Origin of the sequence: Paenibacillus polygoni (assembly GCF_030263935.1) — a bacterium.
GTDB lineage: Bacteria > Bacillota > Bacilli > Paenibacillales > Paenibacillaceae > Paenibacillus > Paenibacillus polygoni.
Map to the genome: position 1 here is coordinate 765,503 of NZ_CP127162.1, position 19,990 is coordinate 785,492.

A 19,990-nucleotide genomic window follows, 5' to 3' on the forward strand; every position below is an offset into this window, starting at 1 on the left:
CATGGTTATTCATGTCCTCATTCGGTAAAATGTTGTCTTTAGCAAGATTTACTTCAGGGGGAATTAGAGTATTGGTAATCAAGTGGCTTGTAATTGCAGTTTGTGTGTACATATTGATTGGTGTCATTTACGCTTATCGATTTATATCTAAAGAACTTCCAGAGTTTTTGGGGAATGAGATGAATGAAGATGACGAGTATTTTGCGATAATGAACAAGACTCAGAACGAAACGCATGTTTATATGGAAGAATTAAATCAAATGATCGGAAAAAAGGGGAGTAAGGTTGTTCACTTTCTAATAGGTACGATTCTCTGGCTTCCATTAGTAATTGATACGGAGATAAATTCGAGAAGAGATGCTGCGAAGTGGATGGAGGATGAGGAGTTCTATAACCATGATGAAGAGGAAATAGATCCGAAACGGTTCCCTTGTCCATGTTGTGGTTATCCCACACTTGAAATCCAGAATTATGGATACGAGGTTTGTATGCTGTGCGGATGGGAAGACGATGGTCAGCGAGATGATCAGGCTGATAAGGTATGGGGTGGAGCTAATCAGGAGTATTCACTTACAACTGCGAGAGGAATTTTCAAGCAATATTTCCTTGGTTACTATGATAATAAAGTCTTGAAATCACAAAAAAGAGAAGCAATTATTCATGCTAATAAGAGACTTATGGAGGCCTATGATCAGCTTGAGAAGCCGGAAGATTGGGCTACTGAAGGGATTCCATTAGGAACCGATAAGAAGTGGGAAGAAGTATTTAAATATGAAGCAGCTCTCTGCACAATCAAGTAGCAAATAGTTAAGATAAACACAAAATAATATAATTCTAATGGATCCCTCAGATGATCGGCTGATTGCGATGTTTACAAACATGCAAACACAGATGATGATGAGGGGTTTTTGTAGTTTTTAGGATCTAATAGAAATAAAGATATGGGGGAGATAACTGAAATATTTTTACATGTTTTAATGAATTATTAGGGTGGTGTTTCTAAAATTACAGATTGATAAAACCGATATATTAGGAGAATTAACTATAAAAAGATGTGTTTCGTCATTTAGTTATACATAAGGCCTATATTGATTGAAATGAGATCAGTTTTATTTCAAATGACAAGCCGCTTTTTTACAAGAACAGGGGTGCACGTGGTGAGAGTCGTGGTAGCTAATGAAGCAGGAGTAGGAAAAGACGTTAAAGTAGGTTTTAGCTGGACAACATTTTTCTTTGGTTTCTTTCCTGCATTATTTAGAGGAGATTTAAAGTGGGCAGCTATTATGTTCATTCTTGAAGCTATTTTTGGATCCTTTACACTGGGATTTGGAGCATGGGTTTGCGGCATTGTATTTTCTTTTGTTTACAACAAGATTTATATTAAAGAACTTTTGGAAAAAGGATATCGCCCTGTGAATGAGTCCGACCGTGTAGTCCTTGAGAGTAACGGTATTATCTCTAGAATAGCGTAAACACCATAAAAACCTTCTAACGAATCCATCGTTAGAAGGTTTTTTGCATTTTATTCATGTACAGAGAAAGAACAGGTGTGAAGAACATAAAAACATAGTGAGATTAATCCATGGGTAAGCAGGAAAAAGTCCATTGATAACCATTATCAACCAACATATAATGATAATCATTATCAATTACTCGTCTACATAGAGAGATAACAATAAATCAGGGGGCATGAAGGTATGAAGAAGGTTTCGTCGTTGAAATTAGGAATTATCGCTTTAACCATGGTTGTTATGGTGGCGTGTGGGAATCAGGAAGGGGCCGGCAGTGAGACCAGTTCTGATGCTCAGCAGCAAGCAGCCGCAGATACAACAGTAACAACGGGATCGGAAGATACTACTCCAGCAGCAGATGAAGCTGCTGCAACGGTTGCGGTAGACGAAGCATTAGTAGAAGAAATCTTGTCTCAATTTGATAATAAAACACCGAGTACGACCGTAACTTTGTCAGTAGCCATCACAGAGTTATTTAATGACTTAGGATTATCGCTAGAAGGTGTACCGACTACACAAAGCGAACTGCCAGCAGCTTATCAAGATGTACAGAAAGTAGGATCATCTCATCAGCCGGATCTTGAAATGATCGCAAGTCTAACCCCTGATGCGGTACTGGCACCGGAATCGATTAAAGACAGCATTAACAAAATGCTGGAGCCTTCTGGTTTGAAGGGGGCATATCTCCCTGTTGATTCATTAGATGGACTCAAAGCTTCACTGGTTGCCATAGGACGTCTTTATGGCAAAGAAGCCGAGGCAGAGCAGGTGCTGAGTTCTTTTGCTGAGCAGGAATCGGAGATTTTGAAATCAGTAGAAGGAAAAGAAGCTCCATCTGTTATGTTCTTATTCGGTTCCACCGATTATCTCATGCTGATGAATGAAGATACGTTTGCCGGCAGTCTCGCTAGAAATCTGGGAGCAACGAATGTACTTACGGATACAATGCAGTCCACCGAGACGTATGTTCCTTTTAATATGGAAAGTGTAGTAGAAGCCAACCCGGACGTGATTTTACTTGTAGCCCACGGCGACGCTGAAGCGGTAGCGAAGAAGTTCGAGGAAGATGTGAAGAAGAACGGCGCATGGGAGAAAATGAATGCTTTCAAGAATGGAAAAATGAAAACACTGGATTACAACTTGTTTGGTGTTGCTTCCCTGTCCAAAACGCCTGACGCTTATCAAGCACTTTCCTCCGTTTTGTACGGGGAATAGGGGGATTATGAGCTTGTGAATACAACAGGGCAGCAGAGAAGTCGGAAGTTCCTTCTTGCAATGACGTATCTCATCTTACTGATCATTATTATTCTTGCTATCGGCATCGGAAGCGTGAGGTTGTCTCCTGCGGAAGTCCTTCAGACTTTAACCGGATCGGGAAGTGAACAATGGAACACCATCCTATGGAATATACGTATCCCCCGCGTGATCCTCGCACTCATCATCGGGGCCAATCTAGCAGTTTCGGGTGCGCTGCTGCAAGCGGTAATGCATAATCCGCTGGCAGACCCTGGACTGACTGGCGTTTCCAGCGGTGCTGCGGTTACTGTGCTTTTTATCATGCTGGTCATGCCAGAGTTATCTTCGCTTATTCCTATTGCAGCTATTGTCGGCGGAGGGATCGCTGCAGCGATGGTTTATGGATGGGCCTGGACGAAGACGCATGGGATAACGCCCATACGCATTATTTTATCAGGGGTAGCGGTGAATGCAGTATTTGGCGGAGTTATCGGACTGTTGTCTATTCTCTATAGTGATAAATTACCTGCTGCGCTCTCATGGATGAACGGGAGTTTATCGGGAAAAGGGATGGATACGGTGTTAACAATTCTACCTTATTCTGCGGTGGGATGGATTATGGCACTCCTATGTATACGGCAGGCGAATATTTTACGGCTTGGAGAACAGGCAGCACATAATCTCGGTCAAAACATAAATCGGGTGCGGATTACGCTTTCTTTTGTTGCTGTCTTTCTTGCTTCTGTCTCTGTCTCCATGGTAGGGCTTGTCGGCTTCGTTGGACTCATCGTTCCGCATATGGCACGTATGATGATCGGTTCGGATTATAAATACAGCCTTCCTTTTAGCTTAGCACTGGGAGCTGTCGTATTGATTGTAGCCGATACCATCGGCAGATCGATGTTTAGTCCGCTTGAAATTCCGGCGGGTATTGTAATGGCGATGGTCGGAGGGCCTTATTTTCTCTATCTGATGCGTAAAGGAGGGGCATAGCATTGCTGCAAGTAGAATCGGTACATGTACATTACGGAGAACGGCCAATTGTTCAGAACCTGTCGCTTACCGTTCAAAAAGGAGAAGTTGTCTCCATCATCGGACCGAATGGGTCAGGGAAATCAACATTGCTCAAAAGTATATCCGGCCTTATTCCTTACGCAAGCGGCACAGTGACCATTGATGGTAAGGAACTCCAAGAGATGAATGTCCGAGAAGTGGCGAAGCAGCTATGTATGTTGTCTCAATCAAATGTAAGCCCTATGGATATGACCGTTCGAGATTTGGTTGGTTTTGGACGGATGCCGCATAAAAAATGGTACGAACAACTCACTCAGGAGGATCGTGAGATCATTCAGTGGTCACTTGAACAGACAAATATGACAAGGTATGAACACCGTTTGGTTCATTCCTTATCAGGCGGGGAGTCAAGAAAAGCTTGGCTTGCCATGGCTCTCGCCCAGCGTCCCAAGCTGCTATTACTCGATGAACCGACTACCTATCTGGATATTGCGCATCAACTGGATGTTTTGGAGCTTGTGAAGACACTGAATAAGGAACTTGGGATCACGGTAGTTATGGTGCTGCATGATCTGAACCATGCGAGTCTATACAGCGATAAAGTATGTGTCATTCAGAACGGGGAGCGAAAAGCATACGGAACCCCGAAGGATGTACTAAACCAGGATTTAATTCGAAGTGTATACGGTGTAGAAGTGGAAGTAGAGATAATGAACGAGAGAAAACCAAGAATACACGTACTTCACAAAATATAAATAGAGCAGGTGGAGAATTAGATGATGAATATGAATCGAATCAATATGGAAGAAGTGAAAAATAACTATTTACAATTTGCAGGTGAGCTGAGATCGCTCATGTTAAGTACGTTAGATGAGGAAGGGAAGCCTTTCATTTCTTATGCTCCTTTTGTAGCGCATGACAATAAAATGTACATCTATATCAGCCGCATTGCAAATCACTATCATTATATGGATAAACGTCCGCAAGTGGACGTGATGCTAATTGAAGATGAAGCAGCTTCGGGTAATTTATTTGCAAGACAGCGGGCTCGTTTCCCTTGTACAGCGAAAAATGTGGGAAATGAGGGATACCCGGAAGTATTTGCTCTGTTCGAAGAAAAGTTTCCAGCGAAACTTGTAACGATGCTGCGGGGACTCGATTTCAACTTGTTCGAGCTTACTCCCAAGACAGGAAGATACGTGGCAGGCTTTGGTCTTGCTTTTGATCTAGACCTTGCCGGAGAACAGATTGAACATGTAGCCCGCGATGGTCATGCCAGCAGTGCAGCAGCGAAATAAAGGAATAACCCGGTAATATGATATCAAATTGAAACAAGGAGGAGAGAAAGAAAATGTCTACCTTTGCTACGGTCATGCCCGTATGGAATGCAATTCAAAGCCGTTTTCTAAATACGGTGAAGCAGCTAACTACAGAGGAACTCGCACTTCAAATGGACGATACTTCGATTGGATATATGCTCAGGCATAATGCCGAGGTAGAGTATATGTTTGCCGCATGGTTTTTTAATAAGCCGATGCCGGAAGATCTTGTGATTCATACCCACCGAGGGGCTGCACGCAGTAAAGAAACATTTACAAATCTTGCAGAGCTCGTATCGTTTTTAGAGGAGTCTCAAACCTGGCTTATTGCGGGAATGTCGGAGCTGCCTGAATCTGAGTGGAACGAGATAAAAAAATGTCCTATTGGCGACTCCACACCACTCGAAGCCGTAGGAAGGCTTATGTATCATACAGGAATTCATGCAGGACAGATTTCATTTATAATGAAGCTGCATGCAGCAAAGCAGGTATAGGAATAGAGAAGATTAGGAATTGAAGTAAGTATGGTCTAGACAGATAAAAGTTGGTAAAGAGTGAGAGAGCCTATAGATCAGGCAGATTGATGAAAATAAAAAGATAGATAGATTGAGCCCGGGAGAACCATCTCTCGGGTTCTTTTGTATATTCAAGCAGAATAATTATTTACAGGTAAATCCATTTTACAACTCATGAAAATATGGAAATAAAGCTTTTATATATCCAGTATATGGATTATTATGGTACATAATCTGTTAGCTCTAGCTAGGTTCATAGCCTATAGGAATGAAAAGGGGGTGATCGTGATTGTATTCAAGTTTCGGCCCATCATGGTTGTGCTTGGCATCATTATAATTATCCTGCTCGCATTAGGATTTCAAAAAATATACAACCATAACATGGAGAAGAAAATGAATAATCAAGTCATTATTGATCAGGCCAAAATTACAGCGGTGGAGCATCTAAAAGAAAAATATGAACTTGATGTGGAAATAACGGGAGAACAAATACTGCCGACTTATGTAAGTTACAGAGTTAGTTTTGAGGGGAATGTAATCGGGAATAAGGATCAACACTTTAACATATCTGTCAATTACAAAACAAATGAGGTTTCGAATTTTGCGATGAGTCCTGAGCTGGTTGATGCGATCAAGGCGAAAGGATACGATCCTTTTATTAAAAAATAAATGGAAGGCTTCTCATTTGAAAACGAAAGGCACACCATTTTCAGCGTAATATCAAAAGTAAAGTTCCATTGAATAACAATACTTATCAAATAGAGGTGAAGTGATGGCGGAATTTCTCTGTATGAACCATCCGGATCAGCAGGCTGTTGCTCAGTGTAGAAGATGTGGTAAGCCGATCTGTGAGAACTGCTATGACCCAGCGACGGGGTATTGCCGTGATCAGTGTATCAATAATGGAGCAGTTTCTTCTGTTCATGAGCCTAAGAAAAATATTCTTTTGCAAGTCATTGTGGCAATCTTAGCAATCATTGGAGGACTTGCCATACTCTTAATTACGATATGCGGTGCCTTTTTGTTATCGTACTAAAGGTATTATGAAAATGATTCGCTAATGTTAGTTATTACTATCGATGTCTAGGAGTGGACTGATGGATTTTCCTGTGTATCTTACTATTGGGTCCTTACGGATTCACCCCCATGTACTATTTGAGTCCCTTAGCTATTTTATTGGATTTAGGGTCTATCTATGGACAAGAAGACCGAGCGGGATGTCTGCCCTGATGAGCCTGCAAATCTTAGCAGGTACGATTCTGGGTGCAGCGATTGGTGCCAAGTTGCTGTTTTGGCTTGAAGACCCGGTCGCTACTTGGGAGCATCTTAGTCAAGGACAACTCTTATGGGGCGGAAAGACGATTGTCGGGGGGTTACTCGGAGGACTGATCGGGGTGGAACTTACCAAGCGCTGGGTAGGATGGTCCCAATCGACGGGGGATGATTTTGTGTATCCACTGATGCTCGGTCTTTGTATAGGAAGGATCGGATGTTTCCTTACCGGCCTTACAGATCATACCTATGGTACGCCGACAACATGGATTACGGGTGTGGATTTTGGAGATGGGGTGGCTCGTCATCCAGCGCAGCTCTATGAGATTTTCTTTCTTATTATCTTAGCTATACTGCTGATCCCGCTTAATCGTCAGAGTCGTGGTAAAAGCAGCACATCTACTCAAGTAAAGTATGTATCTGGACGGATGTTTCAGTGGTTTATGGCAGGATACCTATTGTTTCGTCTAGGGATTGAATGGATCAAACCAACGCCGCATCCGTACCTCGGACTGAACAATATTCAGCTTGCCTGCATCGCTGGTGTGCTTTATTATGCTTGGCTTATTTATGGCAGGAAGAAGGTAGGTCATCAAATAACGAGTACGAATATGCAAGCCTAATCTGTATTTAACAGGAGGAGCGATTTCATGCCTAACCGTCCTTATCTCTATCACGAACTGACCAACAGTATATGTACGACCTGTTATCGCAAAGTAGAAGCCAAGGTAATTGAAGAAGACGGTAAAATCTACATGGTCAAAAGGTGCCTCATTCACGGACCGGAGAAAGTGCTGATCTCCACCGATGTAGAGTATTATCACCGGACTCGTCAGTTTATTAAGCATTCAGAAATGCCGCTCGTGTGGAATACTCCGATTAAGTACGGATGCCCTTATGACTGCGGATTATGTCCAGATCATGAGCAGCATAGCTGCCTAACCTTACTAGAGATTACCGATCACTGTAATCTGCAGTGTCCGATCTGTTTTGCAGAATCTTCACCGCATCGTACCTCGTACCGGTCACTTGCACAGATTGAATTTATGTTAGACCGCATTATTGAAAATGAAGGCGAAGCAGACATCGTGCAAATCAGCGGCGGCGAGCCGACGACACATCCTGATTTTTTTGAAATTTTGGATATGTGTAAATCGCGGCCCATCAAACATATTATGGTGAACACGAATGGAATTCGCATTGCACAGGACCGGGAATTTGCCCGTAAGTTATCTGAATATGCTCCTGGATTTGAGGTTTATTTGCAGTTCGACAGTTTTGAAGCACATGTACTAAAAGAGCTGCGCGGGGCAGACCTGAGACGGATACGCCAGCAGGCAATTGACCATTTAAATGAATTTAACATCTCTACAACCTTAGTTGTTACGCTGAAAAAGGGCCTTAATGACGGAGAGATCGGTGACATTATTCAGTATGGTCTTCAGCAGAAAGCCGTTCGCGGAGTCACCATTCAGCCTATTCAGGCGGCAGGGAGACTCGAAGGATATGACGCTGCAACAGATCGTTTGACGGTGAGTGAAGTGAGGCAGATGATCATTGACCAGTCGGGAGTATTTGACGAAGATGATATTTTGCCGGTTCCATGTCACCCGGACTGCCTCGCCATGGGATATGCGCTGAAGCTTGGCGGACAAGTTATTCCGCTGACCGGAATGATTGATCCTGACATTTTACTTGAAGGGGACAGCAATACGATCGTATTTGAACAGGACCCGGTGATCCGAGATAAAATGTTCGAGCTATTGTCGACCGGCCACTCGCCGGAGTCTTCTGCTCTTTCGCTGAAAAGCCTGCTTTGCTGCCTGCCGCTCGCTGCTGTTCCTGAAGAGATTACGTATGACAACGTGTTCCGGGTGATCATTATGCAGTTCCTTGATGCACACAACTTTGATGTGCGCTCTGTCAAAAAGTCCTGTGTTCACATTGTCCATCCTGATGGACGAATCATTCCTTTTGATACTTATAATTTGTTCTATCGGGACGATAAGGAAGAGCTGCTGAAAGAACGGAAAAATGAGATTGTAACCGCATGGGATCGAGATACCAAGGTCGTACCAGTGAGTGAGAATTAGATTTTAGGATAGAGTAGGGTCGGAGAGCAGAGATGCGATCCGGCTTTTATTTTTGTGTGAAGATTTTATCGGAATTATTTTAATGTAATGTCACATTTCAGAACTATGAATTGTTATATAGGCGTGGAAAGGAGGGAGAGGCACCTTTGAACTCTATACAGCGGAACAGTGCAGATGATCGTGAACAATTACATTTAGATCATATGATCCAGAGGATACAGCAGGGAGAGACCGAGCCCTATAGAGTCATTGTCGAGAAGTATCAAAGGCAAATCTATGTATATTGTTATTACTTATTAAAGCAGACCGAAATGACACAGGATGCAGTCCAGGACATTTTTATTAAGGCGTATGAGAACATAGCAAGCTACACGAGACCTGGTTCCTTTTCAGCATGGCTCTACAAAATTGCGTACAACCACTGTATGAATCTCAATAAAAAGAAATTCCGAGATGTAGAGCTGCTCCAATTCTTTAAGAATACTTACTCGGCAGAACTGGCATACAAGAAGGATACCCAAAGCAGTGACAGATTAGAAAAACTAATGGATCATCTTTCTTTTGATGAAAAACATATTCTGCTGCTTCGTGCAGTGGAAGACTACTCTTATGATGAGATCGGACAAGTCATGAATATTAAAGCCGCTACGGCGAGGAAGAAATTTGAGCGCATACGTAAAAAACTGATCAAAAGGAATGGGGAAGGGGGGCTGCGTGTATGAAGAATCATTTACATAAAAAAGAGGAACCCATAGATCAGGTCATCCGAATGATACGAGAAAAAGAGGCTCCTATCGATCTTACGGATCTAGTGATGGAGGTGATTTATCAAAATAAAACAAACCGCAGGGGGCGAAAGAAGATGTGGAGGAAAATCACGGTTTCAACGGCTATAGCGGCTTCAGCAGTCATGGTGATAGTAGGGAGTGGATTTGTGTCACCAACGATGGCGGGTTCGTTGCAGCAAATTCCGGGAATAAAGAGTATCTTTGCATTTGTGGATGATCTTGGACTGAGAACAGCATCAGAGAAAAAATTAGCGGCTACCCCAAATGTTAGTGTGGTTCGAGGGGATACCACATTTACGGTCCCTGAAATCATCTATGACGGCACGAGGGTATCCCTCAGTCTAGTACGTACGACGCAGGATAATTCAGATGAGACAGGAGAGAAGCTGAACGAAGATCTAAGCGGCTATACGCTGCAGATCAACGGTAGAGATATCCATGAGTTTGCGCCTAAATATGGTGAGATACCTAGATTTTTTCATCCTGGAGCATCTGAGAATTCTGTGATTTTGGAATTTTCCGATTTGCGAAATCAAGAAGGAACACCTTTTCCTGATTCGTTCATTCTTACATTAAACCTGGAAGTTAAACCATTTGAGGATCCTGTTGTTATACATATCCCCGTTGAGAAGACGAAACAGGACATCGTTGATATTTCTCCTAATGAGACCAAGACCCATGGAATCTATACCATAACTTTAGAAAGAGTAGAACTAACACCAATAACGACAAATATCACGACTCATTTCGTTCTTCCGGAAGGAATGAGATATGATCCGCTAACAAACGATTTGGGTTACGATGTGTATGATGATGAAGGTAATGAGCTGAGAATAGTTAGTGGAAATGGGAGAGGTCAGGCAAATAGCTCTGGAATGATTTCAGATCTCCGGCTAGAACCTTTTACTACGCTCCCGTCTAAGATCATTATCAAACCTTATCAAAATATATATAGTGACACCGAAAAAGGTAATTATAAGTATGATGAGGAAGGGAATGTGATGAAAACCTATTTTCCTGAACTAGAGTTTGAAGTGGAAATTGAGAAATAGTTAATCCGAAGATGGGATAATGACAAAACACCCAAAAAACCTGTCCGCACAATAGCAGAAAAAGAGCAATCTATAAAGAATAGGTTGCTCTTTTTCGTTGGTGTTTTCTTTTTTATAAACAAGACGGTTTGATTTTTAATTATGTGACGATCTTCTTAACCATGTCTTTCTCTTCATCAAAAAGATAGTCCCACTTTTTCGATATAATCCATTCAAATAATTCTTGAATGTGGTTATATTTTTCTCTATATCGATTTAGAAATTCAAACGCAGGCACTAATTCATTGCTTTCTATTGATCGCATTCTTTTTAACATCGTTTTTACTCGTTGATAGACAGAGTCTATCGCCGTTTCATCTCCATGATTCTGAATTGCTAACAAAGCATAATATTTAACAGCAGGAGAGCGATCTTTCATCGCTTCAATAAAAAGAGGCAGAAATGTGGAATCTCCCAGTTGATCTAGGGCACTAAGAGCAGAGCGTCTCACTTCGCCTTTTGGATGTTTCATTAAAGGAAGAAGATAAGGGACCGAGCGGGTTGCCCCAAGATCACAGAGAGAACCGATTGCATAAAAAAGATCATATTCATCTTGTGATGTAGTAATAACTTGGATTAAAGCCTCTTCCGCGGCAGAACATTTACATTTACTTAAAGCTTGAAAGGCGGAGTGACGGACTAACCAGCGAGGATCATCAATAAATTGAAGGATAGGCGCACAGTTAGAAACTTCCTTTTGCTTGGCGAGTTGAGAGAGAATACTGTCTAAAGTATACTTGTTTTTTTCTGCTTCGAGTCGTTTTAAAAGAATATGGACTACGCGTGGATCACCTGTATTTACTCCAATGTTACCGAGCACAAAATAAATATCTTGTTTCAAGGTTTCTTTTTTTGCCTTTTCTAATAGGTTACAGAGGATCGGAATAAGTGCAATACGATCTAATTTTTCTGCTTTTCTAGTTGCATTCCAAGCAGGTGCACCTTCACTCGTGGAATATCCTTCCTCTTCTATATAAACGAGTCCATCTCCCGCCATATCGTTCAATAGGTTTAATAGTTGTTGTTCATTCATTGTTGAAACTCCTAAATCTCATTTAAAAAGGATTGAATAAAAGTAATGGCAGCGCCATTAGAAACTCCATTTTCAGATGAACGGCTAATATAAATAAATGGCTCATTGCTAGGAAAAGCGGTGCGCTCATAAACTTTCTCATGAAGAAGTTGAATATCATGTTCTGTTAAGTAAGGAGATATATGACCGCCCAGAATAAATTCTCTATTAATGACAAGATGAATATTGTTGATCGATAGTGCTAAATGATCTAAGAATACATTCCATCTTTCCATATAGGAAGGGATTCCAGAACGTAACTGTTGGAAGAAAAATTCTAACGATTCATCTTCTTTTAATAGCGCACTAACAGAACATAGTGTTTCCATACATCCTGTTTTTCCGCAGTAGCAAAGAGAACCACGTGGATCGATTGTCATATGTTCTACCGTGCCGCTATGTCCTTCATTCCCCATATAAATTTGGCCATTGATAATGATGGCTCCCCCAAGATGCGTACCAATCGACAGATAGACAGCATCGTCAATATCTTTCCTGATCCACAGTTCCGTGGTTGCAGCACATTTGGCATCATGAAAAAAACGGCAAGGATAATCAAGGTGCTGTGAAAAAACAGAAATGTGGAGCCCCGTACAATTTAATATTTTTCCGTAGGTAATGTTTTGTCCATCTGCTGATGTTAATGCTTGTATTGCAAAACCAACACCCAAGACTTGCTCTTGTTCGATCATAAGAGAGGAGATGAAAGCTTGTACAGCTTGACTTACTTGTTTAAAGTAACTCTCTTCATTTGCGTATGTAAGTGACAGGTTGGTTTTATGAAAAACAACACCGAGCAAATCTACTGCGGAAATACAAATTGTATTTCTTTGAATTTCAACCCCTATGCTGACACGAGCCTGCGGACATAATGCATATGCCGTTGCACGTCTTCCAACCGAGGATTCAAATTGCCCGTTCTTTTCAATCAGTTTTTCCTTTTCTAAGCGAACTAAATTTTGAGTTACAGTTGGCAGACTCAGATGAAGTTGATTTGCGATTTCTTGTTTTGAAAGCTTCTCATTTTGATAAATAAGATGATAAATCGATGAGTAATTACTTTTCTTTATATCCCTAAATGTAATGTTATGATCCATAACTAAACCCCATTATACAAACGACTTTTATAAAATTCCTTTAAATATAACATAGCTATCGGATAAATAACAATTTAGAGCAAAATGATGTGACTAACGAATCATAAAATTCATACAATGAGTGTGAAATAAGTCGCTGTTTTTTTATGGAAGGTTGACTTGTCTTATAAAGCGGGTATATTATGTAAATTGATTTTATTAATCTATTTAATAAAACAGCTTTACAAAATAGAAAGGGGAAATAGATTTATGGGAATTATTGAAAAAATGAGATTAGACGGAAAGAAGATCTTCGTTACAGGCGGTGCGAGAGGAATTGGCAAAAGTGTTGCAACCGCTTTCTGTGAGGCAGGAGCCGATGTAGCTATCGTGGACCTGGATTTTGAAGAAGCAAAGAAAACAGCTGCCGAACTAGAAAGTAATCATGGAATTCAGGCGATTGCTATTAAAGCGGATGTCACAGATCCAGAAGATGTGAATGCTATGATGGAAAAAGTGCTGGATGCCTTTGGACGGTTGGATGTTGCTTTCTGTAATGCTGGAATCTGCATGAATATACCTGCTGAGGATATGACATATGAACAATGGAAAAAAGTAATCGATATCAATCTTACCGGGGTGTTTTTAACGGCTCAAGCTGCTGGAAAAGTGATGTTAAAGCAAGGCGGGGGTTCCATTATTAACACGGCTTCGATGTCAGCACATATCGTAAATGTACCGCAGCCGCAGTGTTCTTATAATGCTTCTAAAGCAGGTGTCATCCAATTGACAAAATCTCTAGCGGTAGAGTGGGCGACTAGAAATGTGCGCGTGAATAGTATCAGTCCAGGCTACATAGGAACAGAACTTACGTTAAATTCCCCAAGCTTACAACCATTAATTGAACAATGGAATCAAATGGCTCCTCTTGGCAGAATGGGAAGACCGGAAGAACTACAATCCATTTGTGTTTACCTTGCAGGGGATACGAGCAGCTTTACTACGGGAGCAGACTTTGTAGTGGATGGCGCTTTTACTTGCATCTAATCTAATAGACTTAAATAAAGAAACAATTACATCAGGAGGCGACATCCTTGTTCTATTTACTCGGCACAGATATTGGAACATCCGGTACCAAAACCATCTTAATGGACACAGAAGGCAACCTCATTGCCCAAGATTTACAGGAATATGATGTGCTTACACCAAGACCTTTATGGGCTGAACAGTGGCCGGATGTATGGCTCGAAGCAGCGAAGCTTTCTATTAAAAACACAGTGAAGAAGGCAAATGTTCCGGCAGATAAAATACGCGGAATCGCGATTAGCGGTCTGTACGGAGGTTCTGGAATTCCGTTAGATGAAAATATGGAGCCTGTTAGACCTTGTATGATCTGGATGGACCGTAGAGCGGAAGAAGAAACCAAATGGGTTCTAGACACGATTGGAGAAGAAAAACTATTAGATATTACCCACAATGGAGCAGATCCTTACTATGGCTTTACCAAAATATTATGGATGAAGAATAATGAACCGGAAAACTGGAAAAAAACGAAATTATTTTTGCCACCAAATGATTACGTTATTTATAAATTGACCGGAAACATTGCGATTGATTATTCCTCAGCGGGGAATATTGGCGGTATTTTTGATATGAATAACAGAACATGGTCTAAAGAAATGATGGATGCCATGGGTATTCCTATGTCGATGATGCCGGAAAACATAGTAGAATCGACAGATATTATTGGAGGACTGACAAAGGAAGCTGCATCTGAATTAGGGCTCTCTGAAGGAATGCCAGTGATTGCAAGCGGTATTGACTGTGGTGCAGCGAATATTGGTCTTGGTGTATTTGAATCTGGTATTTATGCAGCCGCAATTGGAACTTCCATGTGCGCAGCGTTAATTTCGGACAAACCCATTAAGGGAAAGAATCTCATTGTCTGGCCTTATCTATATGATGCTCAAAGACTTTCTTATTATTTTGCCGGAGGTGCCACAGCAGGAGCAATTGTGAAATGGTTCCGTCAAACCATGTGCCAATTTGAAGTGGAAGCCGAGAAAAATGGTGGAGAAAATGCCTATGATGTATTGAATAAACAAGCAGCTGCGATTCCAGTTGGCAGCGAGGGCCTTATTGTTCTTCCTTACTTCATGGGGGAAAGAAGCCCAATCTGGGATTCAGATGCAAAAGGAACGATGGTTGGACTTACGCTGGCACATACAAAGGCTCATATCTACCGTGCATTTCTGGAAGCGGTTGCGTTCTCACTGCGTGATGCAATGGAAGCAACGGGGGAGAACTTAGGTGAATCTATTATCATCGCCGGCGGTGTAACGAAGTCAAAACTCTGGAGACAAATCTTTGCCGATGTGACGGGTTATTCCGTTGTCTGTCCGATTCATGATGTGGAAGCCAATATGGGGGATGTAATGCTTGCCGGAATTGGTACAGGACTTCTATCGTATGAGGACGTGAAAAAGTGGCAGGTACTGGATCAGAAGATTATGCCCGACCCGCAGAACCATGAAAAATATAATGAATATTACCGTGTATATAAATCGGTATATCAGAATTTAAAGCAAGATATGAAAACGTTATCAAGATTATCGAAAATATAGAGTAGTTCACATGGATTTTTTCATGAGATCAGGGAAAGTGACATCGATAGATTAGTAGGGACGGAGTGAAAATATGTCTAAGTGGAAAAAAAGAATTGGTTACGGGATTGGCGATCTAGGATGTAATCTTGTGTTCAGCACCATGGGTTCCTATCTGCTCTTCTTTTATACTGACGTTTTTGGAATAACAGCAGCAGTGGCAGGTACGTTAATGTTATTAACGAAAATAATTGATGCTTTTGCAGATACCGGCATGGGATTATTAGTAGATCGAACACATACCCGATGGGGTCAAGGAAGACCTTATTTTATCATAGGTGCTATTCCTTTTGCTGTATTCACGATTATGACTTTTATTGTGCCTGATTTCAGTATGACAGGGAAAATTATATGGGCCTATGTCACGTATACCTTGCTGAACATTGCCTACTCGGTTGTTAATATACCATTAAATACAATCGTACCCAGATTAACTTCAGATAACCATGAACGTAACTGGTTAGTATCGACAAGAATGATCTGCGCATTACTTGGAACCGCTTTAGTCATGTCCATTACCATGCCGATGGTAGATTTCTTTGGACAAGGTGATGAACAAAGAGGTTACTTAATCACAATGAGCATCTATGGCATCATGGCGCTTATCATATTTGTGATTACTTTTATGAGTACCAAAGAGGTTGTTCCGCCAACCATCCATCCTGGGAAATCTTCCTTCAAAGAAGACTTTAAGGGATTGACCGGTCAAGCTGCCATATTTTTTATCGTGAATTTTCTCTACTTCGCTCTTTTTGTTATACGAAATACGACTGTAATTTATTATTTTACTTATAATTTGAATCGTCAAGATTGGCTTACTTTTGTTGGGCTATTCGGAATTTTATCGGGTCTGCCTATGCTCATTATTTTACCTTGGCTTCAAAAGAAGATGTCAAAAAGAAATATACTGCTATTAAGCACGATCATTTACATCGTAGGAGATTTGCTTATTTATTTCGGAAAATCCTCATCGTTTTTAGTCATAGCAGGGCTTGCGATCACAGGGCTTGGTATTTACGGGATTTTCGGAGTTACATTTGCTATCCAGCCCGATATTATTGATTATTCAGAGTATAAAAAGAATAAAAGTATATCTGGGATGATTGCAGCGATTCAAGGTTTCTTTGTAAAAGTAAGCTTGGGACTCGGGAGTTTCTTAATTGGGGTTGTTCTAAAAATGGGGGGCTATGTTCCCAACGCCACACAAAACTCAACAGCACTCAGCTATATTGAACTCTGCTTTATTTGGGTGCCGCTAATCATTTGTCTGTTGATTGGAATTACCATGTGGTTCTACAAACTGGATGATCAGCGGGCAGCGATGGATGTAGAGCTTGAAAGACGACGTGCACTTATTCAATAAAATGTTTATATAAAATTATTACTAGCTTCCTTGAGTATAAATCAAGGAAGCTTTTTCCTTTTTATGAAGTACATAAGATAGAGATTGAATAGAAGTTGAAGGAATAACGACCGATGTAATATTTTCCATTATTTGATAGGATTTATTCACCTTAACTAACAGTGAGAGTGAAATCCTTATGGTGAAAATAATGGTCTCACCTGACCAGCTGATGGAAGTTGTCAGACACTTCTTAAACCAATCGTCAGGAATTTAGAATTCTAACTAGCTTCCCAATCATTAAATAATAGTAGGCGGGATAATCTTGAATGACGAAATGAACTTTATAACTTTTAAGTATTTTCTTGAATGTTATTTTAATCCAAGTGCTAACTATGATGAGTTAGATAAACTCATGGTTGATTTTAACTCATTTGAAAATGTGGGACACCGTAAAAATCTTCATTCAGAGTTATTAGTTCTTCAGCTAGTGAAGTTCAGTATTATGCAGGAGTTTGTAAGAAAATATGGTATGAGAAAAATGGATGACGAGAAACTGAAATGGTTAATTCAGCGGATGTTAGAAAAGTTAACACGTTGAAAGCCAAAGCACAGTTGAGCAAAAATCGCTCTCTGTGTTTTTGTGTTACATTCATAATAGAAGTGAATTTTTTTAACATCCAAATGGAGGTGTCCATATGAAGGCAATGAGAGTTACTAGTACACTTAGTTGATCGAACAACTATAGAATCTTGATAATACGTACGAGACTTGCTTTTCATTGATAGATAGGAGTGGATTTTTAGGAAACCATGTTTTAATAATTTCATGAGTAAGATTAATGTTAGATTGAGATCGAGAGGAGACTGATATAAACGTGCCAACCTATAATAAGCTAGTAAGGGATTTAATTCCGAATATTATCCAATCTCAAGGGAAACGATGTAAGACTTTAATTCTAGACCAGAAAACTTACAAATCAGCGCTGAGAGCAAAGCTGGAAGAGGAACACAGGGAATATCAAGAAGCGGAAACAGATGTACTAGCTAATGAAGAATTAGCGGATTTGCTAGAGGTTATTTACGCACTGGCTTCGGTTCATGGTATTAGTGAAGAGGAACTAAATAAGATTCGTAAAGAAAAGGCGGATCAGCGAGGTGCATTTAAAGAAAAGATATTTCTCGTGGAGGTGGATTAGTAGAGTCAGTGATGAAAGACGTATCTATTAATTGTCTGAATTTTCCTTTTTATGAAGTACATAAGATAGAGATTGAATAGAAGTTAAAGGAATAACGGCCGATGTAATATTTTCCATTATTTGATAGAATTTATTCACCTTAACTAACAGTGAGAATGAAATCCTTATGGTGAAAATAATGGTCTCACCTGACCAGCTGATGGAAGTTGCCAGACACTTCTTGAGCCAGCGTCAGGAACTGGAACGGATGTGCAATCAATTAGACAAGCAAATTTACTTTATAAGTGAAGGCTGGTCAGGGGCGACAAAAGAAAGGTTTTTTCATGAGTATTTATCGGCCAGGCAATCCATGGGTGTGACGATGGAGAAAATTTCGTCGATTGCCCAGCAGCTGAACTTTATAGCCAGGAGTTTTGCTGAGGCGGATGGAGAAGGAGGATCGGCGATCGTTATGCCTAGCTTACCCCCAAAAGTGGAGGCAAAGCTAGAAAGTGCTGTTGACTATATATTTTCTGGTTTTAGGGGAGTAGGAGCTACAATAGAAGGACTCTTTAATAATGTAGTAGGTACGGGAAAGAGTTTATGGGAGAACCCCTTTGGAACAGCATATGATATAGGATATGCATTTACAGTTGGGAGAGTAGTCGATGTTTGTATAGGTGCACGCTTCGCATGGGATTACGCCTGGGGGAGTGGAACCGCAAGAGCTGATGCAGAACAGTTTGTAGAACAAATGAAGCAAGATATAGAAGAAAAAGGTACAGGGTATTATGCTGGCTATGTAGCAAGTCAAGCTGCTGCTTATTTAACGATAGGGAAGCTGTTGAAGGGCAAGAATAGTGAAATAGGCGGTTCGGGTGGAAAAGGTAAGACCAAAGACTCTAGTGAGGCAAGAAATACTGAATTATCGGATGTTGAAATAAAATATCCATTAAGTACAACGAATAAAAAGCATATTAACAAACATAATATTGAGTCTATTGCGCAACAATCAAAATATCTATCTGATGACCAATTGGCAGATAAATTAGAATCTAGTTTTTTCAATCCTAAATGGAGTAAAGAGGAGATAAATAAATATGCTGAAATAGCTTATAACCATCTAAAAAGTCAAGGAAAAACAGGTCATCTGACTTATGAAATAGAAGGAGAAATAATAGAAGTTTTTATTCATCCCGATGGTCAATTTGGTACAGTGTATGGAAGACATAAATTCACAGTAGGGGATATAAAAAAATGACTCGATAGGGTGGAGAATAGATGTTCAAAATCAGTTATAAGTTATTTGAAAGTGAGGATGTAGAGGGAAACGAATTAAACGGGACAGAGGGATATTTTCAGTTTGAAATTGATAATGAAACTTACGGTATTTTTATAACTGAAGAGATTGATAATTTTACAGTTTCAGTTTATTGGTGGTTGTACTATTTTTTAGAAGCCGTAAGACTTCTGAAAACAGAGAGATATGTTTTAATAAGTGATATCGAAAAATCTAATATTTGGATTGAACTAAAAATGGAAAAAAATATAGTGGAGATAAGTAAGGTATCTGCTGATAAACCTGAAGGAAGTGGAGCAATAGAAACGAAAAAAGTGCCGAATTTAACATATCCGTATTGGAAAGAAAAAAGAGTTATTTATGAGGACTTGAAAAAAGAAGTAATAGATAAAACTAAGCTATATGTGGAAGAGTTAAGAGTATTAAATAATGAAAGTAATAAAGAAATTTTGAAAATGGAAAAATTAATTCTAGAGATTGAAAAATAAAGAGGGAATTTATATAGAATGACCGAAAGGTAG

The 19,990-nt window shown here is 40.3% G+C and carries 22 protein-coding genes; 20 read left to right on the plus strand and 2 right to left on the minus strand.

Annotated features, from left to right (window positions below):
* Positions 1-71: 71 nt before the first annotated feature.
* The 13 genes from QPK24_RS03610 (at position 72) to QPK24_RS03670 (ending at position 10,800) form a co-directional block, all read left to right on the plus strand.
* Positions 72-800 carry a CPCC family cysteine-rich protein gene (locus tag QPK24_RS03610; RefSeq protein ID WP_285746246.1) on the plus strand — a complete coding sequence of 243 codons (729 nt, stop codon included), beginning with the start codon at positions 72-74 and terminating at the stop codon, positions 798-800.
* Between the two features lie 357 nt (positions 801-1,157).
* Positions 1,158-1,472 (plus strand): DUF2628 domain-containing protein, encoded by a 315-nt coding sequence (locus QPK24_RS03615; protein WP_285746248.1) that lies wholly within the window; start codon positions 1,158-1,160, stop codon positions 1,470-1,472.
* A 225-nt stretch (positions 1,473-1,697) separates the two neighbouring features.
* On the plus strand, positions 1,698-2,726 hold the full coding sequence (locus QPK24_RS03620; protein WP_285746250.1) for a helical backbone metal receptor: 1,029 nt from the start codon (positions 1,698-1,700) through the stop codon (positions 2,724-2,726).
* 60 nt (positions 2,727-2,786) lie between these two features.
* Positions 2,787-3,740, plus strand: a complete 954-nt coding sequence (locus QPK24_RS03625) for a FecCD family ABC transporter permease (protein WP_285749071.1) — start codon at positions 2,787-2,789, stop codon at positions 3,738-3,740.
* 2 nt (positions 3,741-3,742) lie between these two features.
* Positions 3,743-4,516, plus strand: a complete 774-nt coding sequence (locus QPK24_RS03630) for an ABC transporter ATP-binding protein (protein ID WP_285746252.1) — start codon at positions 3,743-3,745, stop codon at positions 4,514-4,516.
* A 21-nt stretch (positions 4,517-4,537) separates the two neighbouring features.
* Positions 4,538-5,059 (plus strand): HugZ family pyridoxamine 5'-phosphate oxidase, encoded by a 522-nt coding sequence (locus tag QPK24_RS03635; protein ID WP_320416906.1) that lies wholly within the window; start codon positions 4,538-4,540, stop codon positions 5,057-5,059.
* 53 nt (positions 5,060-5,112) lie between these two features.
* Positions 5,113-5,574 (plus strand): DinB family protein, encoded by a 462-nt coding sequence (locus QPK24_RS03640; protein WP_285746254.1) that lies wholly within the window; start codon positions 5,113-5,115, stop codon positions 5,572-5,574.
* 306 nt (positions 5,575-5,880) lie between these two features.
* A complete protein-coding gene (locus tag QPK24_RS03645; RefSeq protein ID WP_285746255.1) occupies positions 5,881-6,264 on the plus strand; it encodes a hypothetical protein in 384 nt (127 codons plus the stop codon).
* A 103-nt stretch (positions 6,265-6,367) separates the two neighbouring features.
* Positions 6,368-6,631, plus strand: a complete 264-nt coding sequence (locus QPK24_RS03650) for a B-box zinc finger protein (RefSeq protein ID WP_285746257.1) — start codon at positions 6,368-6,370, stop codon at positions 6,629-6,631.
* Positions 6,632-6,692: 61 nt separating this feature from the next.
* The gene (locus QPK24_RS03655) at positions 6,693-7,490 is read left to right on the plus strand and encodes a prolipoprotein diacylglyceryl transferase (protein WP_285746260.1); all 798 of its coding nucleotides are present in this window, start codon (positions 6,693-6,695) and stop codon (positions 7,488-7,490) included.
* A 27-nt stretch (positions 7,491-7,517) separates the two neighbouring features.
* Positions 7,518-8,960: a radical SAM protein gene (locus QPK24_RS03660; protein ID WP_285746262.1), complete on the plus strand. Its 1,443-nt coding sequence runs from the start codon at positions 7,518-7,520 to the stop codon at positions 8,958-8,960.
* A 146-nt stretch (positions 8,961-9,106) separates the two neighbouring features.
* Positions 9,107-9,682: an RNA polymerase sigma factor gene (locus QPK24_RS03665; RefSeq protein ID WP_285746264.1), complete on the plus strand. Its 576-nt coding sequence runs from the start codon at positions 9,107-9,109 to the stop codon at positions 9,680-9,682.
* On the plus strand, positions 9,679-10,800 hold the full coding sequence (locus QPK24_RS03670) for a DUF4179 domain-containing protein (protein ID WP_285746266.1): 1,122 nt from the start codon (positions 9,679-9,681) through the stop codon (positions 10,798-10,800). Before QPK24_RS03665 ends, QPK24_RS03670 begins: the two co-directional genes overlap by 4 nt.
* A gap of 139 nt (positions 10,801-10,939) precedes the next feature.
* Here the strand turns inward: QPK24_RS03670 and QPK24_RS03675 are convergent, their stop codons facing one another.
* Positions 10,940-11,872 (minus strand): HEAT repeat domain-containing protein, encoded by a 933-nt coding sequence (locus QPK24_RS03675; RefSeq protein WP_285746268.1) that lies wholly within the window; start codon positions 11,870-11,872, stop codon positions 10,940-10,942.
* 11 nt (positions 11,873-11,883) lie between these two features.
* Positions 11,884-13,008, minus strand: a complete 1,125-nt coding sequence (locus QPK24_RS03680; RefSeq protein ID WP_285746270.1) for an ROK family transcriptional regulator — start codon at positions 13,006-13,008, stop codon at positions 11,884-11,886.
* A 249-nt stretch (positions 13,009-13,257) separates the two neighbouring features.
* Between QPK24_RS03680 and QPK24_RS03685 the strand changes: the two genes are divergently transcribed.
* The 7 genes from QPK24_RS03685 to QPK24_RS03715 all read left to right on the plus strand — a co-directional run bounded on the left by QPK24_RS03685 (position 13,258) and on the right by QPK24_RS03715 (position 19,957).
* On the plus strand, positions 13,258-14,034 hold the full coding sequence (locus QPK24_RS03685) for an SDR family oxidoreductase (RefSeq protein WP_285746273.1): 777 nt from the start codon (positions 13,258-13,260) through the stop codon (positions 14,032-14,034).
* Positions 14,035-14,081: 47 nt separating this feature from the next.
* A complete protein-coding gene (locus tag QPK24_RS03690; RefSeq protein ID WP_285746275.1) occupies positions 14,082-15,611 on the plus strand; it encodes an FGGY-family carbohydrate kinase in 1,530 nt (509 codons plus the stop codon).
* Positions 15,612-15,684: 73 nt separating this feature from the next.
* Positions 15,685-17,013, plus strand: coding sequence for an MFS transporter (locus QPK24_RS03695; protein WP_285746277.1), 1,329 nt, complete (start codon positions 15,685-15,687; stop codon positions 17,011-17,013).
* A gap of 304 nt (positions 17,014-17,317) precedes the next feature.
* Positions 17,318-17,593 (plus strand): hypothetical protein, encoded by a 276-nt coding sequence (locus tag QPK24_RS03700; RefSeq protein WP_285746278.1) that lies wholly within the window; start codon positions 17,318-17,320, stop codon positions 17,591-17,593.
* Positions 17,594-17,869: 276 nt separating this feature from the next.
* Entirely contained in the window at positions 17,870-18,190 is a 321-nt protein-coding gene (locus QPK24_RS03705) for a nucleoside triphosphate pyrophosphohydrolase (protein WP_285746280.1), read from the plus strand.
* A gap of 166 nt (positions 18,191-18,356) precedes the next feature.
* Positions 18,357-19,430, plus strand: coding sequence for a WXG100 family type VII secretion target (locus QPK24_RS03710; protein ID WP_285746282.1), 1,074 nt, complete (start codon positions 18,357-18,359; stop codon positions 19,428-19,430).
* Between the two features lie 20 nt (positions 19,431-19,450).
* Positions 19,451-19,957, plus strand: a complete 507-nt coding sequence (locus QPK24_RS03715) for a hypothetical protein (RefSeq protein ID WP_285746284.1) — start codon at positions 19,451-19,453, stop codon at positions 19,955-19,957.
* The last annotated feature ends 33 nt before the right edge of the window (positions 19,958-19,990 follow it).